General features: G+C 65.1%; 20 protein-coding genes. 11 read left to right on the plus strand and 9 right to left on the minus strand.

Translation table 11 applies throughout. The annotated features are described in order from the left end of the window. Position 1 precedes the first annotated feature (1 nt). From ACSS7Z_RS02825 to ACSS7Z_RS02860, 8 genes are all read left to right on the plus strand, one after another. Positions 2–706, plus strand: coding sequence for a hypothetical protein (locus tag ACSS7Z_RS02825; RefSeq protein WP_438252937.1), 705 nt, complete (start codon positions 2–4; stop codon positions 704–706). Positions 707–708: 2 nt separating this feature from the next. Continuing rightward, positions 709–1,383: a hypothetical protein gene (locus ACSS7Z_RS02830; RefSeq protein ID WP_438252938.1), complete on the plus strand. Its 675-nt coding sequence runs from the start codon at positions 709–711 to the stop codon at positions 1,381–1,383. A 35-nt stretch (positions 1,384–1,418) separates the two neighbouring features. After that, on the plus strand, positions 1,419–2,264 hold the full coding sequence (locus ACSS7Z_RS02835; RefSeq protein ID WP_438252939.1) for a hypothetical protein: 846 nt from the start codon (positions 1,419–1,421) through the stop codon (positions 2,262–2,264). An 89-nt stretch (positions 2,265–2,353) separates the two neighbouring features. Next, the gene (locus ACSS7Z_RS02840; protein WP_438252940.1) at positions 2,354–3,052 is read left to right on the plus strand and encodes a hypothetical protein; all 699 of its coding nucleotides are present in this window, start codon (positions 2,354–2,356) and stop codon (positions 3,050–3,052) included. Between the two features lie 2 nt (positions 3,053–3,054). Next, a complete protein-coding gene (locus ACSS7Z_RS02845) occupies positions 3,055–3,687 on the plus strand; it encodes a DNA/RNA non-specific endonuclease (RefSeq protein ID WP_438252941.1) in 633 nt (210 codons plus the stop codon). Positions 3,688–3,707: 20 nt separating this feature from the next. After that, on the plus strand, positions 3,708–4,091 hold the full coding sequence (locus tag ACSS7Z_RS02850) for a hypothetical protein (RefSeq protein WP_438252942.1): 384 nt from the start codon (positions 3,708–3,710) through the stop codon (positions 4,089–4,091). Between the two features lie 81 nt (positions 4,092–4,172). After that, complete coding sequence (locus tag ACSS7Z_RS02855; protein WP_438252943.1) at positions 4,173–4,943, plus strand: FHA domain-containing protein; 771 nt, start codon at positions 4,173–4,175, stop codon at positions 4,941–4,943. Positions 4,944–4,960: 17 nt separating this feature from the next. Continuing rightward, a complete protein-coding gene (locus ACSS7Z_RS02860) occupies positions 4,961–5,371 on the plus strand; it encodes a hypothetical protein (RefSeq protein WP_438252944.1) in 411 nt (136 codons plus the stop codon). Between the two features lie 2 nt (positions 5,372–5,373). Here ACSS7Z_RS02860 and ACSS7Z_RS02865 read toward each other — a convergent pair whose 3' ends face one another. Continuing rightward, on the minus strand, positions 5,374–5,841 hold the full coding sequence (locus ACSS7Z_RS02865; RefSeq protein ID WP_438252945.1) for a recombinase family protein: 468 nt from the start codon (positions 5,839–5,841) through the stop codon (positions 5,374–5,376). Positions 5,842–5,906: 65 nt separating this feature from the next. Further along, on the minus strand, positions 5,907–6,896 hold the full coding sequence (locus ACSS7Z_RS02870) for a malate dehydrogenase (RefSeq protein ID WP_438252946.1): 990 nt from the start codon (positions 6,894–6,896) through the stop codon (positions 5,907–5,909). A gap of 57 nt (positions 6,897–6,953) precedes the next feature. On the opposite strand from ACSS7Z_RS02870, the gene ypfJ reads away from it, so the two are divergent. Continuing rightward, positions 6,954–7,826: a KPN_02809 family neutral zinc metallopeptidase gene (gene ypfJ / locus ACSS7Z_RS02875; protein ID WP_438252947.1), complete on the plus strand. Its 873-nt coding sequence runs from the start codon at positions 6,954–6,956 to the stop codon at positions 7,824–7,826. Positions 7,827–7,934: 108 nt separating this feature from the next. After that, the gene (gene pip / locus ACSS7Z_RS02880; RefSeq protein ID WP_438252948.1) at positions 7,935–8,900 is read left to right on the plus strand and encodes a prolyl aminopeptidase; all 966 of its coding nucleotides are present in this window, start codon (positions 7,935–7,937) and stop codon (positions 8,898–8,900) included. 7 nt (positions 8,901–8,907) lie between these two features. Here pip and ACSS7Z_RS02885 read toward each other — a convergent pair whose 3' ends face one another. Genes ACSS7Z_RS02885 through ACSS7Z_RS02895 form a run of 3 tightly spaced genes read right to left on the minus strand, consistent with a single transcriptional unit; the run spans position 8,908 to position 12,418 of the window. After that, positions 8,908–10,692, minus strand: a complete 1,785-nt coding sequence (locus ACSS7Z_RS02885) for an aldehyde dehydrogenase family protein (RefSeq protein WP_438252949.1) — start codon at positions 10,690–10,692, stop codon at positions 8,908–8,910. Positions 10,693–10,722: 30 nt separating this feature from the next. Beyond that, complete coding sequence (locus ACSS7Z_RS02890; RefSeq protein ID WP_438252950.1) at positions 10,723–12,111, minus strand: MFS transporter; 1,389 nt, start codon at positions 12,109–12,111, stop codon at positions 10,723–10,725. A gap of 43 nt (positions 12,112–12,154) precedes the next feature. Then, a complete protein-coding gene (locus tag ACSS7Z_RS02895) occupies positions 12,155–12,418 on the minus strand; it encodes a glutaredoxin family protein (RefSeq protein ID WP_438252951.1) in 264 nt (87 codons plus the stop codon). A 62-nt stretch (positions 12,419–12,480) separates the two neighbouring features. Between ACSS7Z_RS02895 and ACSS7Z_RS02900 the strand changes: the two genes are divergently transcribed. Beyond that, complete coding sequence (locus ACSS7Z_RS02900) at positions 12,481–13,200, plus strand: DUF1684 domain-containing protein (RefSeq protein ID WP_438252952.1); 720 nt, start codon at positions 12,481–12,483, stop codon at positions 13,198–13,200. A gap of 47 nt (positions 13,201–13,247) precedes the next feature. Here ACSS7Z_RS02900 and ACSS7Z_RS02905 read toward each other — a convergent pair whose 3' ends face one another. Genes ACSS7Z_RS02905 through ACSS7Z_RS02920 form a run of 4 tightly spaced genes read right to left on the minus strand, consistent with a single transcriptional unit; the run spans position 13,248 to position 16,736 of the window. After that, positions 13,248–14,153: an ATP-binding cassette domain-containing protein gene (locus ACSS7Z_RS02905; protein WP_438252953.1), complete on the minus strand. Its 906-nt coding sequence runs from the start codon at positions 14,151–14,153 to the stop codon at positions 13,248–13,250. Next, positions 14,150–14,920, minus strand: a complete 771-nt coding sequence (locus tag ACSS7Z_RS02910) for an ABC transporter ATP-binding protein (RefSeq protein ID WP_438252954.1) — start codon at positions 14,918–14,920, stop codon at positions 14,150–14,152. Before ACSS7Z_RS02910 ends, ACSS7Z_RS02905 begins: the two co-directional genes overlap by 4 nt. Further along, positions 14,917–15,777: an ABC transporter permease gene (locus ACSS7Z_RS02915; RefSeq protein WP_438252955.1), complete on the minus strand. Its 861-nt coding sequence runs from the start codon at positions 15,775–15,777 to the stop codon at positions 14,917–14,919. The genes ACSS7Z_RS02910 and ACSS7Z_RS02915 overlap by 4 nt, the downstream gene beginning before the upstream one ends. Continuing rightward, positions 15,774–16,736, minus strand: coding sequence for an ABC transporter permease (locus ACSS7Z_RS02920; RefSeq protein ID WP_438252956.1), 963 nt, complete (start codon positions 16,734–16,736; stop codon positions 15,774–15,776). Before ACSS7Z_RS02920 ends, ACSS7Z_RS02915 begins: the two co-directional genes overlap by 4 nt. Positions 16,737–16,752 lie beyond the last annotated feature (16 nt).

A 16,752-nucleotide genomic window follows, 5' to 3' on the forward strand; every position in this document is an offset into this window, starting at 1 on the left:
GATGAAAGCAAAAGCAGCTATCAGGGCACTGACGGATGCGGTCGACGGTGTTCCGATCCACGTGCGGCAACTCTCCGAGATGTTCCGCAAACACGGACAGAAGCAGAATCGCAATAACAGCGACGTCCAGAACCTGGACTCTGCGGATATGACGCATCCGCTTCAGACCGGCTGGAAGAACGACGGCGCGTGGGAGCCCGACGAGATCGTCGCTTGGAACAAAGGTGAACGACCCGAGCCGGAGGACTACCTCGACGCGGACTACATAAAGCAGCATCTCGGTCAGTTCGAGAATGGTGGAACGCACATCTACAGGACGGGTTCCCTCGAGGGCTACGGGCCGGGGAACAACATGGCGGCCGATGGCAGCAACACGACCTACGTGTTCCCGACGGATCAGCTGCGCGACCTCATGCAACAGGCTAAAACCCCGACCGAACTCGCCCAAGCACTGGGGCTGCCGGAGAACTTCTTTGCCGGTGGCGACATCGAACTGCGCGACTTCGCCCCGCACGAACTCGATGGCCTGCGAATGCCGTCCGGCAATGAGGGCGGTACGGATCCCGACAAGTGGATTCCGGGCGGCTACCTGCCGAGCGGCATCCCCGAGGCCGTCATCGATATTCCAGACTTCGCGAAGGGCACGAATAACGGGATCTACAACCCGGGTGAATGGCCCGGAAGCCCGCGACCGTTTAGCCTTTAGCGATGAGTAAGCAGATGGGCCCTGACATGGACCTCGGGCGTGACGCGGTATCGTCCTTCGGTTCGGCATCGCTGACAGCTGGCGCGCTCTTGCCGTACGAGGGGCGCACGCTGCTGACACGCTCGGATGGGCTCCCGCCGGCCGTGCTCGAAGCGGAGCACGACGGTTGGGCGTCTCAGAACAATCCGATTCTTGTGCGCGGGCGAGCCAAGCTGCTGCCGCTTGCGTGGCGCGGTGATCCGCGTGGCGGGCACGGTTCTGGCGTCGCGTCGGAGGAGATCGCCGCGTTCGCGTCTCAGATGCAGGCGGCAGGTCTGTATTGGGCGGGGAACTGGAGAGTTCTTGACCTCAGCGATCGACGGAACGACAGCATCGGATCGTACACCGCGGCGCTTCGCGCGGCTGGGGCCACCCACGTGGACTGTTGGACGTACTCGGAGAAGATCGGTCTCGCGCTCGTGTGGGCCGGAGCCGAGGAAGAAGGCACGATGTCGCTGGCACTGCACATCGTTCCAGCTGGTTGGGTGTCTGAGTCTCGCGTCACGAAAGCGGTTCGGGGCATCGACGTACGGTGGTCCTGGTCGGAGGTCGTCGACCTGTATGCGGCCCGGATCCAGGCGGGGCATCTCAGCCCACCCGATAACCTGACAAAAGCAGACCAAGAGGGGCACAACTGATGACTGGCGCGTTCGGAAACATCGGAGTGAAAGTAATGCCACGCATCTATGGTGCGAGCGAACTCGGGGTGCTGTCGATCACGGCTCCCGGTGACGCTCATCCTCGCGTGGAGTACGTCGGCGGCGAGCTCTTCGTCGGGCTGGATGCAGTCGGCAGCGATGCAGCGATCACCCGGGGGCAGGCAGAGGAATGGTCGCACCCGTTCAGCGATGCGGTGGCGGAGGCATCTTCGAGCGCGCCGATCCCGGAGCCCGTGGAGGGAGTGCGCGTGGTCGACGATGAGGCGCTGGCAGCATCCCTGCTTGTCGACCCCTCGCTGCTGGCTGTGGCGTCGCCCATGGATGCTCCAGTCGTGCTCGTGCTGTCACGCGACCGGCTGGTGATCGTCTGCTCGGACGACGAAGCCGGCATCGCACGTGTCTTAGACCTGGCTGAGGAGCTGTACGAAGCGGGTGGTCCGCTCGTCAGCGGCCACCCGATTGTTCTCGTTGACGGTGCGTGGGCGCCGTTCCCCTGGCGTGAGAGGTTCCCTGCGCTGGAGATGCGTATCCAGCGGGTGCTTCGCCTGTTCAGCGTGCGCGCGTATGAAGCGCAGTCGGTCGCGCTGAAGCGCCCGGACGTTCATCTCGCCGATCCCAAGATCCAGGTGCTGGAAACAGGGGTCACGACGACGTTTGCCGCGTGGCCGAAGGGCACAGCGACCTTGCTCCCCGTCGTCGATAACGTCATCATCGCCGACAGCGCCGCGGACGGAACGAAGCTCAGCGTGACGACGATGAACGAGTTCCTCGACGCGGCGGGAGACGCCATCATCCGCACTGGTTTGTCGCCGCTGCGCTACTTCGTTCCCGGTGAGGCGCCGAACGCAACGGCCCAGTAACTCTCCGTTCCTGTCGCCATGGGAAGCAGTACCCATGGCGGAGTTGGACTGCTGCGAATAACGTCGTCCGCGGAGGTCTTGCCGTGGGAATGATGTTGCCGAATGAGCTCATCTGGGTGATGGAGAAGCTCGGATTCGAGTGGCCGGATATCGATGAGGATGAGCTGCGGCGAGGCAGCGAGATGATCCGTGTATTCCACGGCGATCTGGAGACGAAGATCCAGGCCGTGGACCGCAAGGTCAATGGCGACCTCGCGCTCGCGTTGCGCGGACAGGCAGGTCCCGCGTATGTGAGCGCGTGGAACACGAACCGTTCGCAGAACCTGCAGAAGCTGTTGGATCTGCTCGGCCCCGTGCCGACCGGCATGGATATTGCAGCAGACGTCGTCTTCGGGTTGAAGGGAAAGGTGATCTTCGACGTATCGACGACGCTGATGGTGTTGATACCGATGTTGACTAATCCGCTTACGGCACTGGGCGCCGGCCCGATGCTACTTCTCAAGAAGAAGCTGCTCAACGCCGCGGTCGACATTGCGATCGAACAGGTTCTGATTCAGATTCTCCCGATGGTTGTCGAGCCGTTGGCGGAGCACATTCCTGCGGCGATCTCTGCGGCGCTGGATGCCCCGTTGGTCGAGTCGGTCGTCGGAGACTCGGACGAGTTCTACGCCGACCTGCAGGCTCTCGAGCAAGCAGAGGGCGAACTGGAACTGCACGCCACCGACATCGATACGTTGACGGACCAGCTGACGGCAGACCTTTCGACCCTCAGCATCACAGGAGACTGATTATGGGAAACATCAAAAGAGATGCCATTATCCCGATCGTCAGATCGCTGGATGACATGCCGGTTCACGTGCGTCAGCTCGCTGGTTTGTTCCGCGGCCAGGGGTCGCGACTCAAGCGCAACAAGGGCTCCGTCAACGACATCGATCGCTATGACAACGGCGTCGTCACGACCCGCGGGCGCAACACCAAGGCAACGCACTTTGGCGAGAATGGGCGACCCATCTCGGAACGCGGCACGATCACCGAGCTCCCTGATAGCTCGCCACGCGGAGACAACGCAACGAACATCGGGCGAGAGGGGAAGCCTGGCGACCAGGGCGGACACCTGGGCGCGCATCGCTTCTTCGGTGATTCCCCGGATGAGGGCATCGTTCCACAAGCGGCGAATCTCAATCTCAGCGCGTGGAAGACGATGGAAAACGAGTGGGCCGACTGGGTTGGAAAGGGTTACGAAGTCAACTACACCATCGACATCACTCCGCCGGGTGCGAGACGTCCTGATAGTTTTGAGGTCGAGTACACCGTCAGAAATCCTTCCACCGGTGAGGTCATTCATCGCGATTGGCCGGAATTCGCCAACGTCGCCGGCCAGATCTTTGACCGCGTTCGACCGGAAGGTATGCCGAACCTGTGACCGGACCGACAAGGAGCGCCATGCCCAATGATGATGCGATATCCAGTCTGATCAGAGGCCTGATCGAGCACATGAGCGGTGCCGGTGAGGGCTGGGAATCACTGGCGATGGTCATCAACTTCGACGGCGACAGATTCGCCGGCACCCACGGCTACACCTACTCGCCGAGCGGCGAGATCGCTGCGGTTGCTTCGCGTCCTTCGGCCGTCAGGCCTCTGGTGAACGCCTACACCGAAAGCTATTACAAGCCCGGTGCGGCATTGCCGGTGAAGATCCTCGTGCAGTTCGACCGGACCAACGGCGAGTACGAGGTCACGTTCGAGGACAGCGACACGAGCCGCTGGAAGGTGACCCCGCAGAACTACCAGGAGATCCGCGAGGAACTGCGCCCGAAGCTCGACTGAAACGGCGCGCCCCTTCGACCTGCCTTCTTCGTAGGCCGCATCCCCTCGACGTGGCAGGATGAAACCGAGGGGGGTTGTTACGTGACTGATGTCGAAGGTGAAGTGGACGTTGACGCGATCACGACGAAGAGTCCATCGCTGCTGCGTCTGGAGTTTGCCGGCGAGTGGCATGAGCTGAGCACAGGAGAGTCGTTCATCATCGGTCGCGAAGGCGATCTGGAGATCGACGACAACCCGTACCTGCACCGTCACTTCCTCGAACTGCAGCACCACGACGGGCTCTGGTGGTTGGCGAATGTTGGCATGCGACTTGCCGCGACCGTTTCCAGTGCCGGTGGTGCCGTGCAATCCTGGCTCTCGCCGGGGGCGCGGATGCCGCTCGTCTTCGAGCGCAGCGTGATCGTATTCACCGCGGGGCCGGTGACGTACGAGTTGAGCCTGCACACCGAGCAGGCGCCGTATGAGGTGACTCGGCAGGTGGAAGCGACGATGAGCGGCGAAACCACCGTCATGCCGGCGCGATTCACTCAGATGCAGAAGCAACTCATCGTGGCGCTTGCTGAGCCGATGCTGAGTCGTGAAGGTGTCAGCATGAACGAGCTGCCGTCATCCAGCGATGCAGCCAAGCGCCTGGGGTGGACGATGAGCAAGTTCAACCGCAAGCTCGACAACGTCTGCGACAAGCTCGACCGGATGGGTGTGCAGGGCCTCCGTGGTGGCCCGGGCAAGCTGGCGACGAATCGTCGCGCGCGTCTGGTGGAATATGCGGTCACATCGCAGGTCGTCACGCGCGCGGATCTTCCTCTGCTCGACGATGAAGCGCTACGCAATCAGAGCGACTCGGACGACTGAGCAGACGGCGCCTCCAGATGACTCGAAGCTCACAGAAGATCCAGGTGTCGCGTGAGGGGATCGCACGTGATGCGACGGTTTCGTGGCGGCTTGATCACGCTTATTCGTGGGTCGTGGAGATGCACTCGCCAGGGTTCGGTACGGCACAAGCGCGCGCAGATGACGCCTTCGAGGCGCTCTGCCTTGTGCGCGAGGAGCTCGAGCCCTTCGGCTGGCGCATCGGAGTCGCCGGTGCGCAGGCGAATGTCTGGCCCAGCGGTATGGCCCGGGATCAGGGCGGGGGTCTCCGCGCCTACCGGCTGACACCTGAACGGGTAGAGGACCTCGTGGACACCTTCGAGCCGGTGGACCCTGCGACCGTGACCACGGTCGCGCTGCAACGGGCCGAGGCCGACCGATTGTACGAAGCGGTTCGAGACGCCCGCTGAACCTACCGTCCGGCGTCGGCGAGATGGCGGGAATCGTTGCTGAGCACCTTCACCATGACTCCGCGCTGGCGCAGTTCGGTGATGGTACGCACCTCCTCATCGCGGTCGCGCCCGAGCGCGTGCACGTTGGCGACAACGAGAACGTCGCCCTGCTGCAGCGTGGCGATGAGTCGCGTCAGCCGATCGCTCCAGCTCTCGAGGATGTCCGGCGCCGGGTGCCGGAACCCCTCGATGGGAACGCCAAAACGCGTCAGATCATTGCGCTGCTGCACCACCGGTGGCATCCCCTCACGGGAAACCACGAGTCCGACCAGGCGTGAGCCCTTCGGACGCGCGTGCCACCAATCATGATTCTGGTTCAGCTCGGTGAAGCACTTCGGGCATTCTGCCGCCACATGCGGGAGATGCACGGGACTCGTCAACGCCTCGGCAGATCCTGCTCCGGTCGTCAGATCAGTTGAATCGCTCATCAACGCACCTCCAGCATCCATTGTGCCCTGTCCGGGGCAAAGCTGCTGAAGCCGGTGAGGCGGGACTACAGCATCCCGAGCGCCCGCACCGCGTCTCTCTCCTCGATGAGCTCCGCCACCGAAGCATCGATGCGCGCGCGTGACCAGTCGTCGATCTCCAGGCCCTCGACGATGCGCCAGTTACCGTCGACGAAATTCACCGGGAACGATGACACCAGGCCTTCGGGCACGCCGTACTCACCACGCGAGACGACGCCGGCGGAGGTGCACTCCTTCGTGCCCAGCACCCAGTCCCGCACATGGTCGATCGTCGCGCTGGCTGCGGATGCCACGGACGATGAGCCGCGCACCTCGATGATCTCGGCACCGCGCTTGGCAACCCGCGGAATGAAGGTCTCATCGAGCCAGCGCCGAACATCGCCGACGCGCTCGGCGAGAGCATCGAGCACGGGCCGTCCGTCGACGGTCGCGTGGGAGACGTCGGGGAACTGCGTCGCAGAATGGTTGCCCCAGATCGGTACGAACCGGATGCTCGAGACCGGCTTTTCGAGCACCTGAGCGAGCTGCGCACGAGCGCGATTCTCGTCGAGTCGGGTCAACGCGGTGAAACGTTCGACCGGCACACCTTCGGCGGCGGATGCTGCGATCAATGCGTTCGTGTTCGCCGGGTTGCCGACCACGGTGACCCGCACATCAGCCGCGGCGTTCTCGGCGATGGCGGTGCCCTGCGGACCGAAGATTCCGGCGTTGGCGGCCAGCAGATCCGCGCGCTCCATGCCGGGGCCGCGTGGCCGAGCACCGACCAGCAGGGCAACGTTGCATCCGTCGAAGCCGACCGCCGCATCGTCAGTGACCTCGACATGCTCCAACAGATCGAATGCGCCGTCCTGCAGCTCAAGGGCTGCTCCCTCCGCAGCTCCGAGACCCTGTGGAATTTCGAGCAGTCGCAGCCTGATTTTCTCGCCGGGACCGAGCATCTCCCCGGCGGCGATGCGGAATAGCAGTGCGTAGCCGATCTGTCCGCCGGCACCGGTGATTGTGATTGTGGTCGACATTCTTCGACCTTACGACTGGCGGGCGCACAAGCCCAGAGCGAGGGGTAATCTCATCGCATGACGTTCAATCCAGATGCCGACATCTCCGGCCACCGCACACGTCGCCCCGGACGGACCGCCGCAATCGCGGGAGGCGGCGGCATCGGTATTCTCGCGATCGTGGCGCTGCTGGCAGGGCCCCTGTTCGGCATCGACCTGAGTGGACTCATCGGCGGCGGAACGCAGGACCCCAGCTCGGCGCAATCAGAGAGCACCGTGTTGGCCTGTGACACAGGCCAACAAGCCAACACCGATGACGATTGCCGGATGGCCGGGGCGCAGCTGCTGCTTGACGACTACTGGGCGCAGCACGTCGAGGGGTACACGCCGCCCCAGCTGTATGTGTTCCAGGGGCAGACCTCGACGCAGTGCGGAACGGCATCCAATTCGGTCGGCCCCTTCTACTGCCCGCCTGAGCAGGGCGTGTACATCGACCCCGACTTCTTCCAGATCATGCGGGAGCAGTTCGATGCATCCGCTGGCGAACTGGCGCAGCTCTACATCGTCGGCCATGAGTGGGGCCATCACATTCAGAACATCACCGGCGTGATGGATGCCTACCCGAACAACGGAACCGGACCCGAGAGTAACGGCGTCCGCATCGAACTGCAGGCTGATTGCTATGCGGGCGCGTGGCTGGCCGACGTCGCCGAACTGAAAGACCCGGACGGGCGAAACTACCTCGAGCCTCCGACGGAAGCGCAGCTAACCGACGCGCTCAACGCCGCTATGGCCGTCGGTGACGATCACATCCAGGAGCAGTCCGGATTCGTCAACCCCGAGTCGTGGACGCACGGATCCAGTGATCAGCGACAGGGATGGTTTGCCAGCGGGTACCAGAATGGACTCGGCAGCTGCGACACTTTCGCTGTTGAGGGAAGTCGGCTCTGAGCGGCTTTTTGTCTCAGGATGCCGTGGCTCCCGTGAGCGCAGCACACCGCGCGATACGGTGAGGGAGCCGTCAGTAGCTGACGGAGTGACATTCATCGGGGGTTGATTATGAATCTGGATGCCCTGTATCCACCGATCGAGCCGTATGACACCGGAATGCTGTTCGTCGGTGACGGCCAGCGCATCGCCTGGGAGGTCAGCGGCAATCCAGAGGGAAAGCCCGTTGTGTTCCTGCACGGTGGCCCCGGCGGCGCCACGGCGGCGTGGCATCGGCAGTTCTTCGACCCCGCGAAGTACCGGATTGTGCTGTTCGATCAGCGCGGATGCGGCACGAGCACGCCGCATGCCAGCGCGCCCGACGCCGATATGCGCTTCAACACCACCGCGCACCTGATCGCCGACATCGAGCTCCTGCGCAAGAACCTCGGCATCGAGAAGTGGCAGGTTTTCGGTGGTTCCTGGGGGAGTGCGCTCGCGCTCGCCTATGCGCAGGCGCATCCGGGCGCAGTCACCGAGCTGATTCTGCGCGGCATCTTCACGCTGCGCCGAATGGAACTCGAGTGGTTCTACGAGGGTGGAGCAGCTGCGCTCTTCCCTGATCTCTGGGAGGGGTTCATCGCGCCGATCCCGGTGCTCGAGCGCAACCGGATGATCGAGGCGTATCACCGCCGACTGTTCGATCCGGACCCGGCCGTGCATGTGCCGGCTGCGAAGGCCTGGTCGAGGTGGGAGAGCTCGACGATTACGCTTCGCCCGGATGCGGACAAGGTCGCAGAGATGACAGAGGATGCCACGGCGGTGGCCTTCGCCCGCATCGAGAGCCACTTCTTCGTGAACCGCGGATGGTGGGCTGAAGGACAGCTGCTGGCCGGAATCGATGCCATCCGTGATATCCCCGCCGTCATCGTGCAGGGGCGCTACGACGTCTGCACGCCGATGATGACTGCATGGGATCTGCACCGGGCGTGGCCCGAGGCGGAGTTCGTCGTGGTCGACGATGCCGGGCACGCGGCATCCGAACCGGGCATTCAAAGCGCGCTACGCGACGCCACCGATCTCTTCGCCGACGACTGAGGCCGGCTCAGGCGCGCAGTGCCTGCAGCAGCGTCTTCACGAGGCCGAACATCCCACCACTCGCACGGAAGCGGGTGAGGCCTTCCGAGACCACAGCGCCGGTGCGTGCCGTGACGAACCACGGCGGCTTGGGCAGGATCGTGAAGCGTCCACCGCCTGGCGAACGCAGGGGTCCGGGCAGCAGCGAACCGACTGAGCGCGGGAACGGGCGGAAAGGCCCCCGCACCACCGAGCGCTCCACGTTATCGAGCAGCAGGGCGTTGTGAACCACGCCCAGCCCGCTGCCGATCTTCTCGAGCGTGCTGCCGGGATAGGCGCCCCAGGTGAGGGTCGGACTGGTGAAGCCGACGGCGGTCCAGGCGTTGATCGCGACGGTGCCGTAGCGCAACGCGGTGATGGCGCGCTCGAATCCGCTGTCGAGAGACTGCTGCGTGGCCGGGTCGATGAGCACGTTCGCGCCCAGGGTGCCCTCCAATTGGTCATTGGCGTGGGCGACGGCGGCATCGAGGAAATCCTGGCCCGCACCGGCGAGTTCGACGACGCCGAGCACGGGTGCGAAGTACTCGGTGTTCTGCAACGCGGTCGCGTCGTCGTTCGGGCCGATGTCCACCAGCATGCGGTCGCCGAGGACCAGCGCATCCGGGTAATCGAGCGCCGCCTGCTTCATATGAGCATCCGAACCCGGGTACCACATCGGTCGTTCGGGGGCCCGCGCGTATGCGCTGCGCAGCGCAGCGAGGAAAGCGTCGCGCAGCTCCCAATCCGACGACATGATCACGACCTGACCGGCGATGCAGTTGTGTCCGCAGTTCTGCAGTCGCATCGTGGCGATGTGCTCAGCTTGGAAGGTGATGTCGGCGTCCGTCCACTCGCCTGGCACGACGATGATGGGGGAGACTCCGCCGAGTTCTGCGGTGATCGGCTTCTTCAGCAGCGGGCGTCCCTCGCGGCGCCGCCGTTTGCTGGCAGCGGACCCTGAGCCGGTCGAAGGGCCCCAGGTGATCGCGTCGAAGGTAGCGGCAGAGCCGGTGATATGCACGTGCGACAGACGCTTGTTGGCGGTGAGATAGGCACCCACGGCGCCATCGCCGCGCACGATCCGCAGGAGGGCGAGTTCGATGAGTGGCGCGAGAGCGTGCTCGAAAACGGGCACCAGGCTGTCTTGCGTCGGGTTCACCTTCAGCAGCACGGTGCGATTGTTCGCGAGGAGCTCGTAAAGGGCGTCGAGGACGGGAATCGCGGTGACATTGCCGGCGCCGAGCACGAGGCCCACTCCTCCGGAATCCTGCGGCGTGCGCTGGGCGAGACCCGCGCCCGCGCGCGCTGAGCGTGGCGTCGTGCCCGGCGTGAGCCACACCTCGCCGGTGAAACCCGACAGCAGTATCTTGTCGGCGCCGGTGAGCGGGAACGCGTGCACACGCGTGCGACCGCCAGGCGCGCGATCGATACGGATGCCCTCGAGCGGGTTGCGTCCGTCAGCCAGCCGCGACAGCGTCTCGGCGTACGCATCCAGGGCGCCCAGCACGTTGTACGGGCCGGCGAGCCATTCCTCGCCTCTCAGCGGATGGCTGCCCGAGAGACCCTTGGATGCTGCGGCTGTGTGCGCCCACTCCTCAGCGGATGCCGCGACCGCAGTGCGCACCGTTCGCAGCAGAGTTGCGCGTTGGCCGAGACTGAGCGCGGACCAGGTGCGCGTTCCCTCCTCCAGTTCACTGATCGCTGTGTCCAGTTGCTCACGGACGGCGTCATCAACACCGCTCGCGGTCGGTACGGCTGCGGGCGCTGAAGTCATCGGGATCTCCTCTGGCGGCTTTTGTCCAGCCTAAGCGGGCTGGATCGAAGCGGCGTCGATATCGGCTTTGCGCAGCCGGTACCGCGACAGCGGAACGAGGCTGAGCGCCATCAGAATGGCGGGGACGATACTGAAGCTCAGCACGATCCCGGCGACGGCGGCAGCAGGTTGCGTGACGCTGCTGCCGGCGATGCTTGAGACATATCCTGTCGAGGCGAGCATCAATGCGACGGTGGTCGCCCCGAGCGCGAAGCCGATCGTCTCACCGGCCGTCCAGATGCCCGTGAACGTTCCAGCCTGACCGGGACCCGTGGTGCGCTCGTCGTGCGAGATGACATCGGGCAGCATCGCCATCGGCAGCGATTGCAGACCGGCATAGGCGATACCGGCCACGGCTACTGAAGCGTAAATCCAGGCGCCGGGTGCCCAGACGGCGAAGATGATCGACGCTGAGGCCAGGAGGTACAGGATGCTGGCGCCGACGAAAGCGCGCTCCTTGCCGATCCTGTTCGCAATCACCGTCCAGACCGGGGTCGCGATCAGGGCGGGTCCGACGAGAGCGATGAACAGCACCTCGACCGCGGCCTCATCGCGCAGCACCCAGGTGGCGACGTACTGCGCGCCAGCCAGCATCGTGCCGGTGGCGAGCGCCTGCAGCAGGAAGGTGCCCAGAAGCGCACGGAAGGGCAGGCTGCGACGCAGGGCGCGGAAGCCGGAGAGGTACTGCTCGCGCAGGCCCGTCGGGCCGATCCCTGAGCGGGGAACGCTGTGCGCCGCGGCATCCTTCGCGGTTCGACTGGCGATCAGCATCCCGATGCCGATTGCGACTCCGGCGACGATCCCCATCAGCAGATAGCCGGTCACCTGGTCGCCGGTGGCCCGCCGGAGCATCGGACCGCCCGCGCCGAACAGCAGGATCGCAGCGGTGAGCACGACGACCCGCCAGCCGAGCAGACGCGTGCGCTCGTTGTAGCCACGGGTGAGTTCCGCGGGCAGCGCGACGTAGGGCACCTGGAAGAGGCTGAACGACGTGGCGGTGGCGAGGAAGGCGAGCAGCACGCAGGTCGCGCCCGCGACCGGCCCCCACGACGGTGGCACGGCGAAGGTCAGCGCGAAGAAGATCGGCAGGGTGAGCGCGCCGATGACCATGAACCCCCGGCGTGATCCGGTGCGCGCGAGCTGACGATCGGATGCCGCGCCGATCAGCGGATCGATGATGACGTCCCAGATTTTCGCCGATGTGACGATGATGCCAGCGGCGAGGGCTGCGACACCGAGGTTGTCGGTGAGGAAGTACGTCAGCACGAGTCCGGGCAGCGTGGAATAGCCGCCGGTGCCGAGCGAGCCGATCGCATAGTTCACGATCGTGCGTGCGGACAGGCGTACGGAAGCTCGTTCGGGTCGAGCGCCAGTGCTCATCGCGCCAGTGTAGCGGGGCCCACGCCCCGGCATCCGCCGAGCGTCAGATCAGTGCGAGCTCGCGCAGCTTCGTGGTGACGTCATCGTTGCTCGGCTCGACGTGGTGCGAAGCATCCGGGTACACGACCACGGGGATGTTGGTGCGTCCAGAGATCTCCTTGGCGACGTCGGCCGCTGTCGGTTCCGCGACGAGGTCGACGTAGGTGTACTCGATACCCAGCTCGTCGAGCTGCTTCTTGGTGCGGACGCAGTCACGGCACCAGTCGGCGCCGAACAACGTGATGGTGTCAGAGGCAGGAGAAGTCATATATCCAGGATAGGACGCCCCACGCCGCCCCGGGCCATCTGGCAACCGCGTAATCTGGCGGGATGAGCACAACCGAGCTGAGCATCACCGAACGCTGGAACCAGGTGCACGCGCCGTATGGCACCGCCGCGCTGCGCTTCACACACTGGTTGGATGCTGAGCCGCAGAGCTACGACGGCGTCCCCGGACGCTGGTGGGCGGCAGGCGGGCTCGTGCACGGAGAGGACGTGCCCGGCCTCGGCGCTGTTCGGCTCGAGCCGTTCACGCATGTCACCGCGGGAGAGTTGCAGCTGCGTGCCTTTGCCCGTGACGGTGCGCTCGCGCTGCGGGTGTATGACCCGGAGAACCCGGACCGGCTCACGTTGAAAGCGATCGAGTCATTCGAGACGGATGCTGCGTGGGAGCTGCCGGGACGCTTCGTGCCGGCAGCGGCAGGCGAGGAACGCCAGGTTCGCAGCGTCGATGGCCACGAGAGCACGCACAGCGCCGTCGGCACCGTCGCTGTCACGATCGCCGGCAACGAGTATCACCTGGTCGTCTCGGGTGACGAGGGTGGACTCAGCGCCGTCATCACCGATGCGACAGCGGCAGACGGGGCCTACCGGTTCCGTTTCCTGCCGATCGGTGAACCGGATGCTGCCGGCGCCACCACGGTCGACTTCAACCAGGCCTACCTGCCGCCGTGCGCGTTCAGCGACCAGTACGTGTGCCCGCTGCCGCCGCCGGCGAACCGCATCACAGCGGCAGTGACCGCGGGGGAGCGGCGCGCCGTTCGCAGCTGATCTCACGACGACAGCGGCGGCTCAGCGAGCGACGGCTCAGCGCCGGTTCAGCGAGCGACGGCGGCTGCGACGTAATGGCCGGGAGCGACCTCTGTGAGCGGGCCATCCGGCACGTCGGATTCCGGTGCCGGCCGAGTCGTCACATGGGCGAGGCGCTCGCGTGCGCGCTGCGGGTCGGGTACGAGGACCGCTTCGAGCAACCGCTTCGTGTACGGATGCTGCGGCGCCTCGAACAGTTCGGCAGTCGGTGCGAGTTCGACGATGCGCCCACGCCGCATCACGGCTGTGCGGGTCGCGATCTCTTTCACCACCGACAGATCGTGCGAGATGAACAGATAGGTCAGGTCGAACTCGCGTTGCAGCTTCTGCAGCAGTTCGGTCACCTGCGCCTGGATCGACATGTCCAGCGCTGACACCGGCTCATCGCAGACGATGAACGCCGGACGGGGAGCGATCGCCCGGGCGATGGCGATGCGCTGACGCTGACCGCCGCTGAACGCCCCCGGGCGCTTGCGTGCCGAGGCCTCGTCGATACCCACCGCGGCCAGTGCCTCGCGGGCGGCTGTGGCTGCGGCATCCCCCGAAACACCGCCCGCCGTCAACGGCTCCATGACGCTGGCCAGCGCCGAGCGATGCGGGTTCAGAGCGGAGTACGGATCCTGGTGGATCACCTGCATCCGTCCGCGTTGAGTTTCGCGATCCCGGCGCGACAGCGCCGAGAGGTCGACGCCGTCGTAGATCACAGAGCCCGCCGTCGGCGGCTCGATCTGCAGGATCAGGCGACCGAGCGTCGACTTCCCGCTCCCGGATTCGCCGACGACTCCGAGTGTCTCGCCGGCATCGATGGTCAAAGAGACACCGTCCACCGCGTTCAGGGTTCCGGTCTGCCGCCCCCAGGCGTTGCGCACCGCGTAGGACTTTCGCACGTCATCGACGCGGATGAGCTCGCTCATAGGCCGTCTCCGATCGCAGCCAGCAGAGACCGGGTGTACGGATGCTCCGGCGCGCGGAAGAGCTCGTCGACGCCGGCGTGCTCGACGATCCGGCCATCCTTCATCACGGCGACCGTGTCGCACAGCGCTGCGACGACACCGAGATCGTGCGTGACGATCACCACGGTGAGACCGCGCTCGGCCTGCAACTGCCGGATGAGAGCGAGGATCTCGGCCTGAACGGTGGCGTCCAGTGCCGTGGTCGGCTCATCGAGCAGCAGCAGTCGAGGTCGAGCGAGCAGGGCCATCGCGATCATCGCGCGCTGGCGCAGCCCGCCGGAGAGCTCATGCGGATACCGGGAGAAGACCCGCTCCGGGTCGGGAATCCGCGCGGCGGTGAGCGCTTCGATGGCGAGTCCGCGTGCCTGTCTGCGAGCGACCCCCTGGCGTCGACGGGCGACTTCGACCAGGTGGGCGCCGATGCGCACCAGCGGATTGAAAGACGTCAGCGGGTCTTGGAAGACCATCGAGATCGGCAGACGTGCATGGTCGTAGCGAGCGGTGACATCAGCGCCGTCGAATTCGATGCGCGACCAGGTGCGGAGAGCGCCCTCGGGAAGGATGTCCATGATCGCGCGCAGCAGCATCGTCTTGCCGGATCCGGATTCGCCGACGATGCCGAGAATCCCGCCGGCAGGCACATCGAGTGTCTGGTCCTCCAGTACTCGGAAAACGCCGTCGGCTGCAGGGAGATCGATGGTGAGGTTCTGGATGTGCAGAAGTGTCATCGGGCGCTCTCCTCGCTCACCTTGCGGCGCAGGGCGTCACCAAGGACGTTGAACGACAGTACCGTCAGCATGATCAGGAGCCCGGGTACGACCGCGAGCAGCGGACTGCGCGCGAGGCTGCCCTGTGCGGATTCGAGCAGACTGCCCCACGAGGCCATCGGCGGCTGGATGCCGAGACCCAGGAAGCTCAGCGCCGATTCAGTGAGCATCGCCGCAGAGATCGTGGCGGTCGCAGCCACGATGATCGTGGGCATCGCATCGGGCACCACGTGGCGCCACACCACGGTACGGGGGCGCTCGCCGATGAAGCGGGCGTAGCCGACGAAGGTGCGCTCGCGCAGCGACAGCGTTTCGGCGCGGACGAGCCGGGCCGTCGGCATCCACGAGAACGCACCGATGACGATGATGATCGTCCACAGCCCCGGGCGCAGGAACACGCTCGCGACGATCACGAGGACCATCCACGGGATCGATGAGATGAAATCGACGAATCGCATCAGCACCTCGTCCACCCAGCCGCGTGCATATCCTGCGGTCAGCCCGACGATCACACCGATCGCGGTCGAGGCGAGCATGGCGAGGACACCCACCATGAGGGAGATCCGGCCGCCGTAGATCACTCGTGCCAGATAGTCGCGGCCGACATCATCGGTACCCAACCAGTGCGCGGCGCTGGGACCTTGCCAGCGGATCGCAAGATCGGTGCTGTCGGGGTCGAGTGGAAGCAGTGGCGTGATCAGGCTCACGACGACCAGCAGCACGAGGAACGCGGCAGCGGCGATCTCCGAGGCCGAGCGCAGTGGCCGGCGGCGCCGAGCGGACACAACCGGAAGCTCAGGGATCACGGGGGCGGTCACGAGCCTGCACCTCCCAAGCGGATGCGCGGATCGATGAGGACATACAGGATGTCGGCGAGGAGGTTACCGACGATCACGAGCAGAGCCGACAGCAGCAGGATCGCCAGAATCACCGGATAGTCCAGGCTCTTGGTCGCCGTGAGGAAATACGGCCCGATGCCGGGCCACGCGAAGACCGACTCGGTGATGATGGCGCCAGTGATTAGCATCGGCAGCGCGAGACCCAGTTGCGTGACGATCGGCAGTAGGACGTTGCGGCTGACATGCACACCGAGGATGCGGCGCCGGGGCGAGCCGTACGCGCGCTGGACAAGCACGTAGTCCTGGGAGAGCTGGTTGATCGTCGAGGAGCGCACGTACCGGGAGAGATCGGGGAAGAAGGCCACCACGAGTACGGTGAACGGCAGCACGTAGTGGGCGAGGAGATCCAGCGGATCACCCTGCTTGCCGACGGTGTGCATCCCGATGATGGGGAACCACCGCAGCAGATAGCCGAACACGTAGATCATCAGCAGCGCGAACCAGAACGACGGCATCGCGATGCCGATTCCAGCGAGCGAGTCGATGAGCCGGTCGGCCCAGCGGCCTTTGTGTGAACCGGCGACTAGTCCGAGGACGATCGCGATCACCATGGCCGCCAGGTACGCCGGCGCGATCAGCAGGATCGTGTTCGGGATGCGGGCGGCGAGTTCAGAGCTGATCGGCTGGCGGCTAGTGAGGGAGTAGCCGAAATCCCCCTGGAAGACGTTCCCGAGCCACAGCAGATACTGCGTGATCACCGGCTGATCGAGACCGAACTTCGCCCGCATCGCTGCGACCGTCTCATCGGACATGTTCGGCGTCGTGATCGAATCGACCACATCGTAGGGGGCGAGCTGGATCAGCAGGAAGACGACGAAGGAGAGCAGCAGAAGCATCGGGACGACCTGGAGGAGTCGTCGCACGATGAACCTGGTCACGGGTGGCCCTTCTGCC

This window comes from Microbacterium wangyouchuni (assembly GCF_051546305.1).
Taxonomy (GTDB): Bacteria; Actinomycetota; Actinomycetes; order Actinomycetales; family Microbacteriaceae; genus Microbacterium.

Bases quoted from the DNA above. Each gene is read 5' to 3' on its own strand.
- ACSS7Z_RS02825 (WP_438252937.1), top strand. From the start codon at position 2: ATGAAAGCAAAAGCAGCTATCAGGGCACTGACGGATGCGGTCGACGGT.
- ACSS7Z_RS02830 (WP_438252938.1), top strand. From the start codon at position 709: ATGAGTAAGCAGATGGGCCCTGACATGGACCTCGGGCGTGACGCGGTA.
- ACSS7Z_RS02835 (WP_438252939.1), top strand. From the start codon at position 1,419: ATGCCACGCATCTATGGTGCGAGCGAACTCGGGGTGCTGTCGATCACG.
- ACSS7Z_RS02840 (WP_438252940.1), top strand. From the start codon at position 2,354: ATGATGTTGCCGAATGAGCTCATCTGGGTGATGGAGAAGCTCGGATTC.
- ACSS7Z_RS02845 (WP_438252941.1), top strand. From the start codon at position 3,055: ATGGGAAACATCAAAAGAGATGCCATTATCCCGATCGTCAGATCGCTG.
- ACSS7Z_RS02850 (WP_438252942.1), top strand. From the start codon at position 3,708: ATGCCCAATGATGATGCGATATCCAGTCTGATCAGAGGCCTGATCGAG.
- ACSS7Z_RS02860 (WP_438252944.1), top strand. From the start codon at position 4,961: ATGACTCGAAGCTCACAGAAGATCCAGGTGTCGCGTGAGGGGATCGCA.
- ACSS7Z_RS02865 (WP_438252945.1), bottom strand. From the start codon at position 5,841: ATGAGCGATTCAACTGATCTGACGACCGGAGCAGGATCTGCCGAGGCG.
- ACSS7Z_RS02870 (WP_438252946.1), bottom strand. From the start codon at position 6,896: ATGTCGACCACAATCACAATCACCGGTGCCGGCGGACAGATCGGCTAC.
- ypfJ (WP_438252947.1), top strand. From the start codon at position 6,954: ATGACGTTCAATCCAGATGCCGACATCTCCGGCCACCGCACACGTCGC.
- pip (WP_438252948.1), top strand. From the start codon at position 7,935: ATGAATCTGGATGCCCTGTATCCACCGATCGAGCCGTATGACACCGGA.
- ACSS7Z_RS02885 (WP_438252949.1), bottom strand. From the start codon at position 10,692: ATGACTTCAGCGCCCGCAGCCGTACCGACCGCGAGCGGTGTTGATGAC.
- ACSS7Z_RS02890 (WP_438252950.1), bottom strand. From the start codon at position 12,111: ATGAGCACTGGCGCTCGACCCGAACGAGCTTCCGTACGCCTGTCCGCA.
- ACSS7Z_RS02895 (WP_438252951.1), bottom strand. From the start codon at position 12,418: ATGACTTCTCCTGCCTCTGACACCATCACGTTGTTCGGCGCCGACTGG.
- ACSS7Z_RS02900 (WP_438252952.1), top strand. From the start codon at position 12,481: ATGAGCACAACCGAGCTGAGCATCACCGAACGCTGGAACCAGGTGCAC.
- ACSS7Z_RS02905 (WP_438252953.1), bottom strand. From the start codon at position 14,153: ATGAGCGAGCTCATCCGCGTCGATGACGTGCGAAAGTCCTACGCGGTG.
- ACSS7Z_RS02910 (WP_438252954.1), bottom strand. From the start codon at position 14,920: ATGACACTTCTGCACATCCAGAACCTCACCATCGATCTCCCTGCAGCC.